Genomic DNA, 19,594 nt, shown 5'->3' on the forward strand with positions numbered 1-19,594 from the left:
TCTTTCAAAAAGCTGAATTTTAAAATTATAAAATATAAAATGAAAAACTGTTATTGCGGATCAGAATTCGTTTTTGAAAAATGCTGCAAACCAATTATAGAAGGCGCTCATAAAGCAACGACAGCCGAGAAATTGATGCGTTCGCGGTATACTGCTTATTGCATCCATGATGCTGATTATTTAGTGGCAACCACGGACATTTCTACTCGAAAACTGCATCAGAAAGAAGATATCCTGCAGTGGTCACAAGCAAACCACTGGCTGAAGTTAGAAATTATTTCCTCTGAAATATATACCATCGAATTCAAAGCATATTATTTAGATGGAAACCTGAAAGCGACCATTCACCACGAAAAATCTACGTTTAGTTTTGAAAATGGGAGTTGGTTTTATGTAGATGGGATTTTCTTTTAAATGAGAAAACCTTTCATTGCTGAAAGGTTTTTACTCTAATTTTTATATTATTTTTTTTGAAAAAAGATCCGGATAAAAATCGGGATCAGCGATTCACACATTTTCTTATGCAAATAAAATGGTTTTCTGCTTACATATTTCTTCTATACTGACCACCAACTTCAAATAACGAAGCCGTAATTTCCCCTAAAGAGCAAATCTTCGTCGCTTCCATTAATTCAGCAAACATATTTTGATTGTTGATTGCGGCGTCTTGAATAATCGTCAATTGTGCTGCCGTTTCGTCTTTGTAGAATTTATGTAAATTATCAAGTGTTGTAATCTGAAATTGTTTTTCTTCTTCGCTTGCACGAATCACTTCAGCAGGAATAACTGTTGGTGATCCTTTTGAACTCAAGAACGTATTTACACCAATAATTGGGAATTCGCCGGTATGTTTTAACATTTCGTAGTACATACTTTCTTCTTGAATTTTAGAACGTTGGTACATCGTTTCCATCGCACCTAAAACGCCACCTCTTTCAGTAAGACGGTCAAATTCCATCAAAACTGCATTTTCAACTAAATCTGTTAATTCTTCAATGATGAATGATCCTTGAATAGGATTTTCGTTTTTTGCCAAACCTAATTCTTTATTGATAATCAACTGGATTGCCATCGCACGACGAACCGATTCTTCTGTTGGAGTCGTAATTGCTTCGTCATATGCATTGGTATGCAATGAGTTACAATTGTCGTAAATTGCATACAACGCTTGCAATGTCGTACGTATATCATTAAAGTCAATTTCTTGAGCATGTAAAGAGCGACCTGAAGTTTGAATGTGGTATTTCAACATTTGTGCTCTTTCGTTCGCTCCGTATTTCGTTTTCAAGGCTTTTGCCCAAATCTTACGCGCCACACGACCGATTACAGCATATTCTGGATCAATTCCGTTCGAGAAGAAAAACGAAAGGTTGGGTCCGAAATCGTTGATGTTCATTCCTCGGCTCAAGTAATATTCCACATACGTAAATCCGTTTGCTAGCGTGAATGCCAACTGTGTAATTGGATTGGCACCCGCTTCTGCGATGTGGTATCCTGAAATTGAAACCGAGTAGAAATTACGAATGTTGTTTTTAATGAAATATTCCTGAACGTCACCCATTAAACGCAAGGCAAATTCTGTGGAGAAAATACACGTGTTTTGAGCTTGATCTTCTTTTAAAATATCCGCTTGAACGGTTCCACGAACTTGTGACAGCGTGCGTACTTTAATTTCTTGATACACCTCATTTGGCAACACTAAATCACCGGTAACTCCTAAAAGCATTAGTCCCAAACCGTTATTTCCTTCTGGAAGTGCTCCATTGTACTGCGGTCTTGGCAATCCTTTTTTCTTGTAAATCGCTTTAATCTTAGACTCTACTTCTGCTTCTAAACCATTTTCTTTAATGTATAATTCACATTGTTGATCGATGGCGGCATTCATAAAAAAGCCCAACAGCATTGGTGCTGGACCATTAATTGTCATACTTACCGAAGTCAATGGGTGTGCCAAATTAAATCCAGAATACAACTTTTTAGCGTCGTCTAAACAACAAATTGAAACTCCTGCATTTCCAATTTTCCCATAAATATCAGGTCGTAAATGCGGATCGTTTCCGTATAAAGTCACACTGTCAAAAGCGGTTGACAATCGTTTTGCAGGTAATCCCGCACTAACATAATGAAAACGACGGTTTGTTCGTTCTGGTCCGCCTTCTCCAGCAAACATTCGTGAAGGATCTTCGCCTTCTCTTTTGAACGGATACAATCCTGATGTAAAAGGGAATTCTCCTGGTACATTTTCTTGTAAATTCCATTTTAAAATATCACCCCAAGCTTCGTACTTTGGCAAAGCGATTTTTGGAATTTGAGAATGTGAAAGCGATTCGGTATGGGTTGCGATTTTAATTTCTTTATCACGCACTTTAAACGAATATACTGGATTCTTGTATTTGTTGACTTTTTCGTCCCAAGTCAAAATCATTTCCCAATTGTACGCATCTAGATCCATTTTGACTTTGTCAAATTGATTCAGTAGTAAATTTAAGAAAATGCGGTCCTGATTGTCTTCTTCTTTTGCACTCGAATACACAGAATCATCATCAATTCCAATTTTATTGATCTCAGGAGCTTTGCCTGTAACACTTTCAATCGTTTTATAAATACCGTATAGTTTCTGAGCTACTTTTTGTTGGCCCAAAGCCGTTTCGTCATATTTTCTGTTGCTTTCTGCAATTTCCGAAAGGTAACGGGTACGGTGTGGTGGAATAACGAAAATCTTTTCGCTCATTTCTCGCGTGATTTCAAAGGTAGAAACCAAAGTAGATTCGGTTTTCTCTACGATTTTATCCATTATCGCTTTGTACAACGTATTCATTCCTGGATCGTTGAACTGCGAAGCGATTGTTCCGAAAACTGGTAAATCATTTGGATTGGCATCCCACAGATTATGGTTTCGTTGGAATTGTTTTTTCACATCACGCAAGGCATCAAGTGAACCGCGTTTGTCGAATTTATTTATGGCTACTAAATCAGCAAAATCAAGCATGTCGATTTTCTCTAATTGGGTTGCCGCACCAAATTCAGGGGTCATTACATATAAGGAAACATCAGAATGATCCATGATCTCCGTATCACTCTGTCCGATTCCTGAAGTTTCAATAACGATCAAATCGTATTTTGCAGCTTTCAAAACTTGAATCGCTTCCGCTACGTATTTTGATAAAGCTAAATTCGATTGACGTGTAGCCAACGAACGCATATAAACTCTTGGGTTATTGATGGCGTTCATTCGGATTCGATCTCCTAATAAAGCTCCACCGGTTTTTCTTTTAGAAGGGTCAACAGAAATTAATCCAATTGTTTTTTCTGGAAAATCAATTAGGAATCGACGTACTAATTCGTCTACTAAAGATGATTTTCCTGAACCACCTGTTCCCGTAATTCCCAATACCGGAATTTTAGAAGATTCATTCAGCGTATGGATTTTGTCCATAGTTTCTTTCGCAATTTCAGGGAAATTTTCTGCGGCAGAAATTACGCGAGCGATGGCTCTTGGGTTTTTCGATTCTAAATGTTTGGCTTCGTCTTTCAAAACGTCACCTATTGGATAATCTGCTTTTTGAACTAAATCATTAATCATTCCTTGCAGTCCCAATTCACGTCCATCATCTGGAGCGTAAATTCGGGTGATTCCGTAGTCTTGCAAATCTTTGATTTCGACCGGAAGAATTACACCACCTCCACCACCAAAAATTTTAATATGTCCCGCTCCTTTTTCTTTCAAAAGATCGTACATGTATTTAAAATATTCGTTGTGGCCTCCTTGGTACGAAGTGATTGCTATTGCATTTGCATCTTCTTGGATCGCAGTATTTACTACTTCTTCCACACTTCGGTCGTGCCCTAAGTGGATTACTTCCACTCCTGTTGACTGGATAATACGACGCATGATATTGATTGCGGCATCGTGTCCGTCAAAAAGTGCTGCTGCAGTAACAATTCGGACTTTATTTATAGGTATATAAGGTGTTGCTTGTTCCATATCGAATTTCAAAGTAAAATTTAAGTTCGCAATTTACGAATTATAAAATTTTTAAGCGAATAATTTAAGCGCAGTTTACAGCGGTTGTTTTCCAGGCCAACTTCTACCACATTTGATAAAATTTCAACATAAATCAGAATCTGAAATTCCTTAAAAACAGATATGGTTTGCTTTAAATTAAAGACAAGTTTTCAACCATTTTTATAATAAATCGCAAAATAATGAGAAAAAAAAAGCGCCCCGAGGGACGCTTTACATTTCATTCACTAAAATTTATAATCTTGAATCGGTAAAAGCATCCACCTCATCCATTCTCATTCCCAAGGCATTTGCAACACCAGTTCCGTAAGCAGGATCGGCTTTGAAGCAATTTCGAATGTGTCGGACTTGGATGAATTTCTGAGCACCTCCTACTTGAGCTGCTGTATTCTTAAATAACAATGCTTTTTTGTCCTCTTTTAGCAAACGGAATAAGTTTCCGGGTTGTGAAAAGTAATCCGCGTCGTCTTCTCTAAACTCGTAAGCATAAGCCATACCTTCTAATTCTAACGGCGGTTCTTTATGTTCCGGTTGTTCTTTCCATTGTCCAAAACTGTTGGGTTCGTAACTTACTGCTGATCCGTAATTTCCATCGACACGCATGGCGCCATCACGGTGAAAACTGTGGTACGGACATTTTGGAGTGTTTACTGGAATTTGGTAATGATTGACGCCTAATCGGTACCGTTGTGCATCTCCGTAAGAAAACAGTCGACCTTGCAACATTTTATCCGGTGAAAATCCAATACCTGGAACAATGTTCGCTGGATTGAACGCCAATTGCTCGATTTGTGCAAAATAATTTTCCGGATTGCGGTTCAGTTCAAATTCACCCACAGGAATCAGTGGATAATCGCCATGTGGCCAGACTTTTGTCAAATCAAACGGATGAATGTGGTATGTTTTCGCATCTTGTTCGGGCATTACTTGAACGTACATTTTCCATTTTGGAAAATTTTTCTCGTCAATTGCATTCATTAAATCGCGTTGGTGGCTTTCACGGTCGGAACCAACAAGTGCTGCCGCTTCTTCATCTGATAAATTTTCAATTCCTTGTTGGGATTTCATGTGAATTTTAATCCAGAACCGCTCGTTATTCGCATTGATAAAACTAAAAGTATGACTTCCAAAACCGTGCATGGTTCGGTATGATTTTGGTAAACCGCGGTCGCTCATCAATATAGTAACTTGGTGCAAAGCTTCCGGAAGCAATGTCCAGAAATCCCAATTGTTATCGGCACTTCGCATGTTGGTTCGTGGATCTCTTTTTACGGCGTGGTTTAAATCGGGAAACTTCATTGGATCCCGCATAAAGAATACCGGTGTATTGTTACCCACCAAATCCCAATTTCCTTCTTCAGTATAAAATTTCAAGGCAAAACCACGAATATCGCGTTCTGCATCAGCTGCTCCTCGTTCTCCTGCAACAGTAGAAAATCGAGCAATCATGTCCGTTTTCTTCCCAATTTCTGAGAATATTTTCGCTTTTGTATATTGCGTAATATCGTGGGTAACTGTAAAGGTTCCAAAAGCACCTGAACCTTTGGCATGCATTCTTCGTTCTGGAATAACTTCACGATCAAAGTGCGCCATTTTTTCTAAAAACCAAAAGTCTTGTAGTAAAACTGGACCTCTTTTTCCGGCCGTCATTGTGTTCTGATTATCAGGAACAGGCGTTCCTCCTACTGTTGTTAATTTGTTATCATTATTCATGGTATACTTTATTTTAAATGTTTTTATTTGTTTTAAAATTCAATCTCAATTTTTATATAATCAAAGGTACGTCATAAATTATTTTTATAATTATAGATAAAATCGATTGATTTTATTTATTCATAGCGACAGGCTATTATTATATATCTAAGATACTTCATTTAGAAGCAATATGGTGTTAATAAATTCCTATTCACAATTCAAATTAAGGCACATTCCCTTATATTTGTTAAAAAACATTATGAAAAAAGTATTATTTGGTATCGTCGCATTTGGACTATTTGGTTGTGCAGAATTACAGCAAATCGCCTCGCAATATCCAGGAATAGGTGGATTAGGAAATGCCGAAATTGCTTCCGGACTTAAAGAGGCCTTGAATAACGGTATTGACAAAGAAGTAAAAAAACTGACATCAACAGACGGTTTCTACAAAAATCAAGCGGTAAAAATTTTACTTCCTGCTGAATTGCAAAAAGTAGACAAAGGTTTGCGTGACATTGGCCTCGGGAGTCTCGCGGATGAAGGAATCAAGCTTTTAAATCGTGCAGCCGAAGATGCGGTGAAAGAAGCCACACCTATTTTTGTAGATGCGGTAAGAAATATGACCTTTATGGATGCAAAAAATATTTTGTTAGGTAGTAACAATTCAGCAACTTTATATTTGCAAAGCACAACCAATAAAGCTTTGTATGGTAAATTTAATCCTGTAATTAAAAATTCGCTTTCAAAAGTGGGTGCTGATAAAGCGTGGAAAAATATTATTACAAAGTACAATGCGATTCCACTTACCGCAGATGTGAACCCTGATTTGAATGATTACGTGACTGAAAAAGCTTTAGAAGGTGTTTTTAAAATGATAGCTGTGGAAGAAAAAGACATCCGTACCAATTTAAATGCACGAACTTCTGATTTATTGAAACGCGTTTTTGCAATGCAAGACAATCGCTAAAACAGTAGGCGTGCATAGTATCTAAATTTTTAGTTATCAATAAGATAGACTTAACATTGCGTTAACAAGATGTATTGAATAATTACCGACCTTTGCCTCAAGATTACATAAGATTTGGTTTGGTTAGTTAGATTTTATTAGAAGCTGGAACATTTTGTTTCAGCTTTTTTTATTGGTTGGCGTTGATAAAGTCTAGACTTTCTTTATTGAATTTTACCGCATTATCTACGTTTACCACGTGTCCACATTTGGCAATTTCAACTAATTTCGAACTTGAATGGTGTTTAGCGACTATTAATTTTATGGAAGGTAAGAACATATAATCTTCGGTGCCCATTACATATAAGGTAGGAATGTCTAACTCTTCAGCCCTAAATTTTCGCAAAATTGGATTGATGTCCATTGTCAACCGGAACCATTTAATAAATTCCTTCTGATTCATTTTTTTAGCTTCATTGACAAATAATTCCCTGGCTGTTTTATGATTTTCCCGCGGCATAATCACATAAGCAAAGAAACGATAAAGCCATAAGTAAGGCACTACATATTGGAACACCATTCCCAATCGCATTAAAACTTGCGATCTGAAATTCATTTTGAAAATTGCACCTCCTAAAATCATACTTTGAATTCGGTCGGGATGCTGTTCTGCCAACTGTCGGATTAAAATCGTGCCGAGCGAAATGCCGACGAAATGCGAACTTTTAATTTTAAGATGTTCTAAAACTTCGTAAATATCGTTGGCAAGAAGTGTAAAGGTATAAGGTTGTTTGTAACTGTAATTTTTAGATTCGCCGTGTCCCCGAAGGTCTAAAAGTAATAGATTCGCTTGTTTTTGAAAATCTCTAATTTGCTTAAACCAAATAGAAGAACTCCCACCTGCTCCATGAACAAATGTAATCCACTGATCGCTATTGGGGTTGCTGAAAATAGTATAGTTTAACACAAATCAAATTTTGGCGAATGTAGCATTTAAAAAGCAATCCAACTGCTCTTTACTGAAATTTTAAGTTTCGTTTACTGCTTGAAAATAACTTTCAATTTCCAAAAAAGATAGTTGCTGATTTTATACTAATTTACTGTGGATTTTTTTAAAGTAGTCGAATGATTTATGCAAACGCGTGCCGTACCAAGAAAACATCTCGCCGTCCACGAAAATGGTTTTCGCATGGTGTGTATTTCGGCCAATTTCAAAAGCATCAGCGTCCGAAAAAGGATACGGTTCGGACGATAGCAAAATCACTTCTGGATCGTGTTCTTTTTCTAAAGATTCTAGATCAATTTCAGGATAACGGTCTAAGTTTTTGTAGCAATTGTCAAATTTATTGAGTTGCAAAAGTGCATCAATAAAGGTTCCTGTTCCGGCCACCATATATGGATTTTTCCAAATAAAATAAGCCGATTTTCGCACCTCCAAAGTTTCGCTAAACAATTTGAAATCGGCAAAATTATGGGCTATTTTGTCGTTCCATTTTCGTGCTTCCATTCGGCAGTTGAAGAGTTTTCCAAAATCAGTGATCGTCTGCATTACGTCTTCTACGGTAGCAATGTCCGTTACCCAAACCGGACAAATTTTGCGTAACTCGACAACCATTTCTTCCGTGTTCTCTTCTTTATTGGCAATGATGAAATCGGGGTTCAATAAACGGATTTTCTCATAATGTACTTTCTTTGTACCGCCAATAATTTTTTTAGTCGATTTTAAGTGAAATGGATGCACACAAAATTTAGTGATTCCGATCAGTTTGTCTTCCAATCCTAGGTCACATAACGTTTCTGTTAACGAAGGAACGAGCGATATAATTCGTTGTGGTGTAGATTCTAATTCAAAATCGGTACCGATTGGATCTTTTAAGTGGAGCATTTTCTCTGGATTTATGGATCAAAATTAAACAATATTACCCACAAGTCCGTTCAAAATAGAAATCGGCTTTTCATTTTAATAAAAAACACCGCACCTTTGTACTTTAAAAAAGTTTTTCATGAACATCAAACTCATCGCCATAGGCAAAACCGACAATAAGCAACTGCAAACTTTGATGGATGATTATCAAAAACGTTTGTCGTTTTATGTGAAATTTGATTTGGAGGTCATCGCTGACATCAAAAATGTAAAAAACTTATCTGAGTTGCAGCAAAAAGAAAAAGAAGGCGAATTGATTCTGTCAAAAATCACTCCAACCGACCAAATGATTTTATTAGATGAAAACGGCAAAAACTTCAGTAGTGTCGAGTTTTCTAATGAATTGCAGAAGAAGATGAATTCCGGTATTAAAACTTTGGTTTTTGTGATTGGCGGTCCTTATGGGTTTTCGGAAACAGTTTATAACAAAGCACAAGGGAAAATTTCATTGTCAAAAATGACTTTTTCACATCAGATGGTTCGCTTGTTTTTTATTGAGCAGTTGTATCGAGGATTTACTATTTTGAAAAATGAACCTTACCACCATCAATAGGTTTTTAGACGGATTTAAAAATTACTAGCAACTGCAACTTCGCAAATTATTTTATTTGTAATTGATTAAAAAATTCATGTATTTGTGGCTAAATAAAATCTATGCGTTTCTCAAAAATGCATTTCATGCTTCCGTAAGAATATCTAAATAATTTGATTGTATAGTCGGTCTTTTACACAGATTGCACAAATTTTCACAGATTTAAAGATACTTGTGTTTGTTGGCGAAAGGATATACATGAAGGGCAAATTCGCGGTAGAAATAGCGCTATAAGCTTTTTAAAAATGTGCTGCATTCTTCCTTAAAAACTTCTAAGGTAATTTGATGTGCTAATTCTGGTCGGATTTTAATATTCATTTGGACGGTTGGGCGAAAGTGTTCTGAAAAGAATTTCAAATTTGAAACCGCGGGAACTACTTCGTCTTTTCCACCTAAAACAATTGAAAGGCGTTGCTTCTCTTTTGGCGTATCTATTTCAGGGATTTCTTGGTGAGCGGAACGCTTTGTTAAAGCGGGATTAAATAATAAGACGGGACAACCCCATTTCATTGCCACGTAATATCCCATAAAACCACCCATACTACTTCCAATTATGCAATCAATTGCTTGATCTCTATACGTTTTCAACAAGTCGTCGTACACTTTTGAATTGTTGTGGTAATCCATATCAGGAGCGATTACGGTTCCAAATTCTTCTAAAACAGCTCTTTTTTCAGGGTTCAATTTACTTTCTAAGCCGTGGAGGTATAGTATGGTCATGGGATTTTTAAATTATGAGTTATGAGTTATGAGTTATGAAATACGATTTATGATTTATGAATTACGGTTTATGATTTATGATTGATACTAAGGATTTACACGAATTTAGATCGTTACAACTAAACATTTATTGCTCAATATGGGCCTCGGTTTTAACTTATGATTTTTGAATTATAATTTATGTTTTATGCAAAGGGTTTACACGGATTGCACGAATTTACACGAATTTAGATCGTTACGACTAAACATTTGTTGCTCAATATGGGCCATGGTTTTAACCATGGTTAACTGCAAACATTATAAAAATCTACGGTTAAAACAGCGGGCTATGTTAATCGTATTAATTCCAGATTGTATTTTGAAAAGCTTCAAACAACGCAATCGTTTCCATTGCTTCTTTCACATCGTGTACTCGCAAAATATTCGCTCCATTTGTCAACGCTAACGTATTTAAAACGGTGGTGCCGTTTAATGCTTCTTTTGGCGTCGCATTTAATGTTTTGTAGATCATTGACTTTCGGGACAATCCTGCTAAAATAGGGACATCCAGCATTTTAAACAACGCGCTTTTCTGCAATACTTCAAAATTTTGTGCAGTGGTTTTTGCAAAACCAAACCCAGGATCGACGATTACATCATTAATCCCGAATCGTCGTGCTTCGCTGATTTTTTGCGCAAAATACAGCATTATTTCTTTGATAATATCGTCGTACTGCGTCAAACTTTGCATTGTTTTTGGCGTTCCTTTCATGTGCATCATGATGTACGGCACTTTCAATTTCGCCACCGTTTGCATCATCGTATCATCTAAACTTCCCGCCGAAATATCATTGATTATTGCTGCTCCAGCTTCAATTGCATTTTGAGCGACCGCACTTCTGAACGTATCAATTGATAGTATAATTTCCGGAAATTCACGTACAAGCAATTTCACAATTGGAATCAAGCGTTCCATTTCTTCTTCTTCAGAAACGTACTCGGCATTAGGTTTACTTGAATAAGCGCCAATATCTATGAAAGTGGCTCCTTCAAAAAGCATCTTTTCTGCCTGTTGCAAAATGGCGTTTTCATCCGAATATCTTCCACCGTCAAAAAAGGAATTTGGCGTTACATTTAGAATGCCCATTACTTTGGGCTGGGTCAAATCAATCAATCTACCGTTGCAGTTTATGGTCATCAGAAGTTTTTTTTATGCTTTGGGATTTCCTTTTGGCTTAATCGTTTTTAATTCCTTATTTTTGAAAAAATTTATACAAATATAAATCAATAATGAGCAATACTTCTCAAGAATACGATAAAATAGTCGACCATTGCCGAAGCCTTTTTATCAATAAAATGAGTGATTACGGAAGTGCTTGGCGGATTTTACGCTTGCCTTCTTTAACTGATCAAATTTTCATTAAAGCACAACGCATTCGTAGTTTACAGCAAAACCAAATTCGAAAAGTGGACGAAGATGAAGCAGGCGAATTCATCGGAATCATCAATTATTCGGTGATGGCGTTGATCCAGTTGGAATTAGGTGTTGTAGAACAACCCGACTTAAAAGTAGAAGAAGCCACTCGTTTCTACGACGAAAAAATCCAATTGACCAAAACGTTGATGGAAAACAAAAACCACGATTACGGTGAAGCTTGGCGCGAAATGCGAGTGAGTTCACTAACCGATTTGATTTTACAAAAACTACTTCGCGTAAAGCAAATAGAAGACAATCAAGGCAGAACAATTGTTTCTGAAGGCATTGATGCTAATTACCAAGACATGATTAACTATTCCATATTCGCATTAATTTTGATGCAAAAACATTTATAATACCTTCCTTTTTTAGCCAAAAACAACAAACATGAAAAACATCATCACCCAATTCTCTCGTATTTTTGTCGGCATTCTTTTCATCATCTCCGGATTGATAAAATTGAATGACCCAATTGGATTTGCTTTCAAATTAGAAGAATATTTCTCTGATCCCGTTTTAAACTTACCGTTCCTTGAACCACTTGCTTTAGCAATTGCTGTTTTTATGGTAATTTTAGAAGTCGTTTTAGGGGTGATGTTATTGGTTGGATTCAAACGTAAGCTTACGATTTGGAGTTTACTATTGATGATTATCTTCTTTACGTTCCTAACGTTTTATTCGGCATATTTCAACAAAGTAACGGATTGTGGGTGCTTCGGTGATGCATTGAAATTGACACCATGGGAATCCTTTACTAAAGACGTCGTATTATTGTTCTTCATCTTGATTTTGTTTTTCAATCAAAAATTCATTCATCCTTTATTTAAGGGTAAAATTAACGCCACTATCGTAATTGCCGCACTTGTATTGTGTTCGTTCATGGGCTATTGGGTACTGAATCACTTGCCTTTAAAAGATTTTAGAGCATATAAAGTGGGTACTAATATCGAAGAAGACATGTCATTTCCGGCTGATGCAGAGCCGGCTGTTATTGAGATGGTGTTTATTTATAACGTGAATGGAGTTAACAAGGAATTTAGCGCGAACGACTTGACGGCTCTTCCTGAAGGCGCTACGTTTGTAGACCGAAAAGACAACATTATTTCTGCCGGTTATTTACCTCCGATCCATGATTTTACAATGGAAAAAGACGACGTCGATCATACGGCTGAATTCTTGGCTGAGCCAAAATTAATGCTGTTTATAACCTATGATTTAGAATTAGCAAATGATGCTGGTTTGAAACATTTGGAAGCGTTAAAACAAAAAGCGGTTCAAAAAGGATATAAAGTTATTGGGATGACGGCTTCAAATCAAGACGTAATTGCTAAAGTAATGGCCAAATACAACTTTACTTTCGATTATTATTTTGCAGACGCAATTACCTTAAAAACCATCGAACGGGCGAATCCAAGTATCGTGATTTTGGAAAAAGGTGTTGTGAAACAAAAAGTACATTACAACGACATTGACCAATTAGAATTATAAAGTAAATGGAGTCGTTTCATTTAATTTGAACGGCTCCTTTTCTATTTCCCTAAAAATACTACAAACACATTACCACCAATAACTGACAACGGATGACTTCCTAAATGCTTCGCTACTTCATAAATAAAATCGGATATGCACTCCTTACATTAGTAGGTGTGGTTACTGTTATCTTTTTTTTATTTACGGTTTTGCCTGGCGATCCTGCTCGAATGATGTTGGATCAAAACGAAAATTCAGAACAGTTAGCGATCATCAAAAAGAAATACGGTTTTGACCAACCTTTATCAATTCAGTACCTGAATTACTTGAACGACCTCTCCCCGATTTCGTTTCACAGTACCAACCCTGAAAATTATTCCTACCTCAACAAAGAGAAATACAACGCTGTTTCTTTGTTTGCCATTGCCAACCAAACTGTAGCTTTGAAAACGCCTTATTTGCGGGAAAGTTTTCAAAAAAGCGGCAAGAAAGTCACAGATATTATAGGAAATACGTTACCTAATACATTTTTATTAGCGTTTTTTGCGATTCTGATTGCAATTGGAATTGGCGTACTTCTAGGGATTATTTCCGCTTTATACCACAACACTTGGATCGATCGATTAATTGCTTTAATCAGTACGTTAGGCATGAGTGTCCCATCCTTTTTCAGCGCGATATTATTTGCTTGGTTGTTTGGATTTGTATTGCACAAATACACGAACCTCAACATGACTGGGAGTTTATATGAAGTAGATGATTTTGGCAACGGACGTTACATACAGTGGAAAAACATCATTTTACCTGCCCTTGTTTTAGGCATTCGCCCCTTAGGAGTCGTTACACAATTGATGCGGAATTCGCTCCTGGAAACCTTCAGTATGGATTATATTCGTACGGCTCGTGCCAAAGGGTTGAGCGAATTTCAGATCATCAAAAAACACGCACTTAAAAACTCTTTAAATCCAGTGGTTACTGCAATCTCAGGTTGGTTTGCTTCCATGTTAGCCGGTGCGGTTTTCGTAGAATATATTTTTGGTTGGAACGGTTTAGGAAAAGAAATTGTAGAAGCCCTTAACACACTAGACTTACCCGTAATTATGGGAGCCGTTATTGTGATTGCCACGACCTTTGTAGTAATTAATATTTTGGTAGATTTGGTTTATGCTTGGTTGGATCCGAAAATTAGATTGGAGTAAATTATTTTTTTTATTTCATGTTAAATCGATTGTCTTGCATTTTAAGTAGTTTGTATATATTTACAAACAAAAAGCACACGCTGATCATTCGTTATTCGAGACCTTGTTATCAAACTATTTTAAATTATAAAATGAAAAAGCTATATGTTCTCGTATTACTCCTATGTGGTTGCCTACATCTTTCTGCTCAAGATAAAAAAACTATCTCCGAAGGCACAATTACCATTAGTACAAACCAAAGAATGAAATTTACAAATCTTCGGTTTGTAAATGACCAAGTGGTATTTAACGATAACAACACAAAATCCGATTTTACCTACTTTATGAATAGCATTAAAAGTATTGTAGATGATAAAGGAACTACCATTTATCTCAAGACTGGAGAAAAGCTTCCAGTGGAAAGAGTGCTGACCGAAGACCAAATGCTACGCAAGATAAATCCTCCACTAAGAGACGTCAAACAAGTTTATGCAAAAATTGTATTTAAAAATGGTACTATTTTACGAACCTATATAAAAACAAGAACAAGCATTTTAGATTCCGAAAGATTGGATGAGTTGAGCATTGATCGAAGAGTTGTCGTTATTGATAATAATGAAAAAGTCCGGTATAAAACCGAAGATATTGATAGTATAAAATTTGTTGATTATAAGTACAATAATAGAGTCTTTGTGGGCGTTGGAGAAGGATTTCGAGAAGTTTTATATGATGGAAAAATTAAATGGTACAGGATGTATAGTTACGGTACCAACTATAAAATTAACAGTTCCGATTTTATGTACAACACAGAAATTAATCAATGGTTTTATTTAGGTGCTTTTACTAACCGACGTAAAAAATTCAGGGAGATGACTATATTACGTCCTGATTTATTGCCTTTCATAGAAGAAATGAGTATTGAAGATAAATATATAGTCAAATTATTATACAAATACGAAAAAGATTCATCTAATAACTGAAACATGCCATCTCGGAGGTTTGCAACCAGATCATTGTCACAAATAACTGCCTCACGACTGCCTTCTCTTTTTTACTACTTTCACCGTCTAAACTAATAATAAAATCAAAAGGTAGTAGCTTATTTGGTATTTTAGCTCATCACTATAAATTTTACAATCTGAAACAGTTTTAAATTTGAAAAACATACTCTTCATCTGCAGTCGAAATAAATGGCGGAGTTTAACCGCTGAAACCATTTATAAAAATAATTCATCCTTCAACGTTAAATCTGCCGGAACAGAAAATGCAGCACGAATAAAAGTAAACGCAAAACTGATTGTTTGGGCTGATCTGATTTTTGTGATGGAAAAGCATCACAAAGAAAAATTAGCTTTGAAGTTTCCCGAAGAAATTAAAAGCAAGCAGATTATTATCTTGGAAATTCCTGATGTTTATAAATTCATGGATAAGGAACTGGTTGAAGAGCTTCAATTATCGCTATCGGAATATCTATGAATTTAAACGCGATACCACCTATTTTTGCGATCTATTTCGAAATTTAAAATAATTTAGATCAACATCTTTTACTAAATTTTAATCAAATGATTGAATCTCATTTTAGAGCTGCAGCACAAAAATACGAGGGATCGTATAACGTCAGTCACTTCAATGTTGCAGGAAATCGAGGAAGCATAAATCCCATAAGTATCTATACATTTTCAACAACCTACAAAGGCATTTTAATCAATATAAAATATGAAATGGGAAATCATAATTTAGCAGAAGTAGTATTTGAAATACAAAATCCGACTTTAAACGTTGATTTCAAAATAAAAACACGCGATAACTTCAGCAGGTTATTTTCTTCAAAAAAAAATCCGTGGAAAGTAACTTCAAAAAAAAATGTGTTTACAAACAAAATAGAAGAAGCGCTTCGAACCAGCGGCTTAACAAAAATGGCCGATGAAACTACTTTTGAACCCACTATAACTGGCCAAACTAATGATCAAATGTATCTGTTCAGCACAACATTTTATTTAGGTTTCGAAAATAAGGAGCACTCTTTAGATGCAATCATTCACTTTCATCAGAAGGTGATTGATATTATCCTCTAACAAAAACTTCCAAAACCGCTTCGCACTATCAAGCCTACTCTATATGAAACTTGCGTTTAAATTACTCAAATTCACTACATATAGAGTTACCAAATTAACCGACATTTTTGTGTCAATAAAATGCCTCTAGCTATTAAATAGAGAAACCTCCTGTACTGATTTAGAAACCCAGCCTACTTGGTTAGAAAACTGCCGTACTGACTTAGAAACCTAGCGTACTTGGTTAGAAAACTGCCGTACTGACTTAGAAACCTAGCGTACTTGATTAGAAAACTCCCATACTGACTTAGAAACCCAGCGTACTTGGTTAGAAAACTCCCGTACTGACTTAGAAACCCAGCGTACTTGGTTAGAAAACTCCCATACTGACTTAGAAACCCAGCGTACTTGGTTAGAAAACTCCCGTACAAGAAAAGGCAGCCGACACCGCAAATCGGTAATCAGTATCCTACAAATCACAACGATTTGCAATCCCTACTCTTCCTCTTTTATAAAGCATGTTAGGACTCAACTACTAAAAAACATTTCAAACTTATCCACCATTTCACCCCACACTTTATTAAATTTGTTTTCAAAAATTTACCGCTGCTATGTACCTTATCCTTATTTTCATCATCGTTCTTGCCATCGGGCTGTTCAGCTACAATTGGAAACTTAAAAAGAAAAAGACATGGGTGAAACCAAAAGTGAATTTTCCGGCCAAATGGCGTACGATCTTACACCAAGAAATTCCTTTTTACCGCGCTTTATCAACTTCTGAAAAAGAAAAGTTCGAGTTTAAAATTCAAGAATTCCTATTAAACTGTACCATTATTGGCGTTGGTACTGAAATCACCATTGTTGACAAAATCCTAGTGGCAACCAGTGCCGTCATTCCCATCTTCGGATTTGAAGACTGGCAATACGTCAACTTGAAGGAGGTTTTAATTTACCCCGGTATTTTCAACACAGAATTTGAAACAGAAGGCCCTAATCGGAATGTTTTAGGAATGGTGGGAACCGGATACATGGACGGCAAAATGATTTTATCGCAAGAAGCTTTGGCACACGGATTTGACAATACTTCTGATAAAAAAAACACCGCAATACACGAATTTGCTCACTTAATTGACAAACGAGACGGTGTGATTGATGGCATTCCTACTTCATTATTACACGAAAAACACTTACTTCCCTGGATTAATTACATGGATAAAAAGTTGGACGAAGTATTTGAAGGCGATTCAGACATCAATCCCTACGGCGGAACAAACAGAGCTGAGTTTTTCTCCGTAACGAGCGAATATTTCTTTGAACGCCCAAAATTATTAAAGAAAAAACATCCCGAACTCTACCGCTTACTTGCTAAAATATACCAGCAAGATGTGTCCAAACGCGACCTGTCAATTGATGCCGAAGAGGTTTCTCGCAACACGCCTTGTCCCTGTGGAAGTGGTGAAAAATATAAAAATTGCTGCGGTAGTGTCACCGCTAATTAGTGTTTTTTAATTTGATGCAATCTCCTTATTCCTTGTAAAATAAAATTTTTATCTCTTTAAATCTATAGTTCAAATTCTAAAAAAAATAATTAATTTTAAAAGTACAATTTCAACTACACTGCTGTAATGACAATTTCCGCGTTATTTAAAAAAATAAAACCGTTCGTAAAACCGTACCACAAAATGGTAGTTGCCACATTAGCCCTTGCTTTTGTAGGCTCCTTCGCGGCACAAGTAAATGCGTTAATTCTGAAATATACGGTAGATTCAATTAGTGACCTGATGGTTGCTGGCGAACCGCTTTCTAAAGGTTTTCACTTACTTGGATTCATTAGTATCGTACTCTTAGTAAAGGAATTGGTGTATGCTGTGGTTCAATTTGGACAAAAGTTTTACGGCGAAAAACTCCGCATTTTTATTTCTCGTGATATTTCGCAGGCCATCACTGAAAAAATTCTGACGTACAGATTAGAGTTTTACAGCGCTACCGAAAATGACAGTGGAAAATTACAAACCAGAATTGACTTAGGAATCAGCAGCTTGACGCGACTTGTTCAGAATTTTTTTATTGATATTTTGCCCCTGTTTGCCAATGCAATTGTGGCACTTGCTTTGATGTTTTATGCTAATTTCTACGTTGGTTTAGTCAGTTTATGCATCATTCCAATCTATTTTTACATCAGTGTAAGGCAAGCCAGTAAACTTGGTGGATTTAGACGACGCATGCGAATGTACCGCGAAACAAAAAACAACGGAATCATCAGTTTAATTGATTCAATTACGGTCATTAAATCCTTCGTAAGAGAATCATTGGAAGCAAAACGGCACCAAGACATTCAATTTGAAATGACCGAAAACCAGTTAGTCACTAGAAAAACAAGTTTTATTTTCGAAAGTGTCAAAGGTTTTGTAGAACAAATTGGAATAGTGATTATCATTATTTTAACCGCTTATTTTGTATTAAATGGCTCTATGACCATTGGCGCGATCATGTTCCACATCATGCTTTTTAATAATGTTTCGGCACCTATTCGCCAGCTGCATCGTATTTACGACGAGGTGAATGATGCCTTAATATATTCCGAAGGTTTTTTTGACATTCTAGAATCCGATCATCAAATTGAGAAGTCCGGAACGTATCAACCTGAAAAAATCATTGGACTATTAGAAGTTCGGAACGTTGATTTTATTTATCCTAACGGGACTCAGGCGTTACACAATGTAAGTTTTACTATAAAACCAAATCAAAATACCGCACTTGTGGGTTTGAGTGGTGCAGGAAAAAGTACCGTGATCAATCTTCTAGATAAATTTTACGAACCGTCAAGCGGTTCAATTCTTTTGGACGGTGTCGACTTAAAAGAATACAATACTGATTTCTTGCGAAAAAATATTGGACTCGTTTTACAGAAAAATCATATTTTTAAAGGAACGATCTCAGAAAATATTTTATACGGAAATCCCAATGCCTCTGAATCAGAAGTAATAGAATCGGCAAAGAAAGCTTATATTCATGAGCAAATTATTGCACTACATGAAGGTTACAATTCACAAGCGCATTTACTGTCAGGAGGCCAACAACAACGGATTGCTATTGCCCGTTTATTTTTAAAAAATCCACCAATTATCTTCTTGGATGAACCTACGGCAAGTCTGGACGCAATTGCCACCGAACAAATTAAAAAATCGTTAGACGCCATTAAAAAAGACCGAACTGTCATCATTATTTCACACAGTATTTCACAAATTATCGATGCAACACACATTGTGGTGCTTGATCATGGAAGAGCACTTGAAACCGGAACGCATGAAAGTATTTATGCATTAAAAGGCACTTATTTTGAAATTTTTACGGCAATGGCCAACAGTTTGAATATTGATAAAATCACACAGACGATTGAAGAATGATTAAAACACTTTTTTAATCAAACCTTTCCTTGTAGCGCAATAAAAAGATAAGTTTAAATCAATTGTATTTATTCACGGAAATTAATCGTATTAAAAATGAAAAATTTCATAATAATGAGAGGAATATC

17 protein-coding genes are annotated in these 19,594 nt (G+C 36.2%); 11 read left to right on the forward strand and 6 right to left on the reverse strand.

All coding sequences use genetic code 11. From position 1 onward, the window contains the following. The first annotated feature begins 39 nt into the window (after nucleotides 1-39). Entirely contained in the window at nucleotides 40-414 is a 375-nt protein-coding gene (locus YWA_RS0108040; protein WP_022827998.1) for a YchJ family protein, read from the forward strand. Nucleotides 415-544: 130 nt separating this feature from the next. On the opposite strand, the gene YWA_RS0108045 is transcribed toward YWA_RS0108040, so the two are convergent. Continuing rightward, nucleotides 545-3,985, reverse strand: a complete 3,441-nt coding sequence (locus tag YWA_RS0108045; RefSeq protein ID WP_022827999.1) for a methylmalonyl-CoA mutase family protein — start codon at nucleotides 3,983-3,985, stop codon at nucleotides 545-547. 273 nt (nucleotides 3,986-4,258) lie between these two features. Beyond that, nucleotides 4,259-5,737, reverse strand: a complete 1,479-nt coding sequence (locus YWA_RS0108050; RefSeq protein ID WP_022828000.1) for a catalase — start codon at nucleotides 5,735-5,737, stop codon at nucleotides 4,259-4,261. Nucleotides 5,738-5,978: 241 nt separating this feature from the next. Here YWA_RS0108050 and YWA_RS0108055 point away from each other — a divergent pair, with 241 nt between their 5' ends. After that, nucleotides 5,979-6,686: a DUF4197 domain-containing protein gene (locus tag YWA_RS0108055; RefSeq protein ID WP_022828001.1), complete on the forward strand. Its 708-nt coding sequence runs from the start codon at nucleotides 5,979-5,981 to the stop codon at nucleotides 6,684-6,686. 169 nt (nucleotides 6,687-6,855) lie between these two features. On the opposite strand, the gene YWA_RS0108060 is transcribed toward YWA_RS0108055, so the two are convergent. Both YWA_RS0108060 and YWA_RS0108065 read right to left on the reverse strand, forming a co-directional pair. Next, entirely contained in the window at nucleotides 6,856-7,632 is a 777-nt protein-coding gene (locus YWA_RS0108060) for an alpha/beta fold hydrolase (RefSeq protein ID WP_022828002.1), read from the reverse strand. A 120-nt stretch (nucleotides 7,633-7,752) separates the two neighbouring features. Beyond that, nucleotides 7,753-8,550 carry an ABC transporter substrate-binding protein gene (locus tag YWA_RS0108065; RefSeq protein ID WP_022828003.1) on the reverse strand — a complete coding sequence of 266 codons (798 nt, stop codon included), beginning with the start codon at nucleotides 8,548-8,550 and terminating at the stop codon, nucleotides 7,753-7,755. Nucleotides 8,551-8,668: 118 nt separating this feature from the next. On the opposite strand from YWA_RS0108065, the gene rlmH reads away from it, so the two are divergent. Further along, nucleotides 8,669-9,142: a 23S rRNA (pseudouridine(1915)-N(3))-methyltransferase RlmH gene (rlmH, locus tag YWA_RS0108070; RefSeq protein ID WP_022828004.1), complete on the forward strand. Its 474-nt coding sequence runs from the start codon at nucleotides 8,669-8,671 to the stop codon at nucleotides 9,140-9,142. A 267-nt stretch (nucleotides 9,143-9,409) separates the two neighbouring features. Here rlmH and YWA_RS0108075 read toward each other — a convergent pair whose 3' ends face one another. Then, nucleotides 9,410-9,901, reverse strand: coding sequence for a YqiA/YcfP family alpha/beta fold hydrolase (locus tag YWA_RS0108075; protein ID WP_022828005.1), 492 nt, complete (start codon nucleotides 9,899-9,901; stop codon nucleotides 9,410-9,412). 340 nt (nucleotides 9,902-10,241) lie between these two features. Then, on the reverse strand, nucleotides 10,242-11,078 hold the full coding sequence (gene folP / locus YWA_RS0108080; RefSeq protein WP_026718673.1) for a dihydropteroate synthase: 837 nt from the start codon (nucleotides 11,076-11,078) through the stop codon (nucleotides 10,242-10,244). 92 nt (nucleotides 11,079-11,170) lie between these two features. Here folP and YWA_RS0108085 point away from each other — a divergent pair, with 92 nt between their 5' ends. The 8 genes from YWA_RS0108085 to YWA_RS0108125 all read left to right on the forward strand — a co-directional run bounded on the left by YWA_RS0108085 (nucleotide 11,171) and on the right by YWA_RS0108125 (nucleotide 19,466). Then, nucleotides 11,171-11,713, forward strand: coding sequence for a DUF1599 domain-containing protein (locus YWA_RS0108085; RefSeq protein ID WP_022828007.1), 543 nt, complete (start codon nucleotides 11,171-11,173; stop codon nucleotides 11,711-11,713). A 31-nt stretch (nucleotides 11,714-11,744) separates the two neighbouring features. Beyond that, nucleotides 11,745-12,845: a BT_3928 family protein gene (locus YWA_RS0108090; RefSeq protein ID WP_022828008.1), complete on the forward strand. Its 1,101-nt coding sequence runs from the start codon at nucleotides 11,745-11,747 to the stop codon at nucleotides 12,843-12,845. Between the two features lie 104 nt (nucleotides 12,846-12,949). Beyond that, entirely contained in the window at nucleotides 12,950-14,026 is a 1,077-nt protein-coding gene (locus tag YWA_RS0108095) for an ABC transporter permease (RefSeq protein WP_026718674.1), read from the forward strand. Between the two features lie 131 nt (nucleotides 14,027-14,157). Beyond that, nucleotides 14,158-14,985 (forward strand): hypothetical protein, encoded by an 828-nt coding sequence (locus YWA_RS0108100; RefSeq protein ID WP_022828010.1) that lies wholly within the window; start codon nucleotides 14,158-14,160, stop codon nucleotides 14,983-14,985. A gap of 175 nt (nucleotides 14,986-15,160) precedes the next feature. Next, nucleotides 15,161-15,481 (forward strand): low molecular weight protein tyrosine phosphatase family protein, encoded by a 321-nt coding sequence (locus YWA_RS0108105; protein ID WP_022828011.1) that lies wholly within the window; start codon nucleotides 15,161-15,163, stop codon nucleotides 15,479-15,481. 86 nt (nucleotides 15,482-15,567) lie between these two features. Continuing rightward, a complete protein-coding gene (locus YWA_RS0108110) occupies nucleotides 15,568-16,080 on the forward strand; it encodes a hypothetical protein (RefSeq protein ID WP_022828012.1) in 513 nt (170 codons plus the stop codon). A 590-nt stretch (nucleotides 16,081-16,670) separates the two neighbouring features. Further along, on the forward strand, nucleotides 16,671-17,558 hold the full coding sequence (locus YWA_RS0108120; RefSeq protein WP_022828013.1) for a zinc-dependent peptidase: 888 nt from the start codon (nucleotides 16,671-16,673) through the stop codon (nucleotides 17,556-17,558). A gap of 126 nt (nucleotides 17,559-17,684) precedes the next feature. After that, nucleotides 17,685-19,466, forward strand: coding sequence for an ABC transporter ATP-binding protein (locus YWA_RS0108125; protein WP_022828014.1), 1,782 nt, complete (start codon nucleotides 17,685-17,687; stop codon nucleotides 19,464-19,466). Nucleotides 19,467-19,594: the final 128 nt, after the last annotated feature.

It is taken from the genome of Flavobacterium antarcticum DSM 19726, assembly GCF_000419685.1.
Taxonomy (GTDB): Bacteria; Bacteroidota; Bacteroidia; order Flavobacteriales; family Flavobacteriaceae; genus Flavobacterium; species Flavobacterium antarcticum.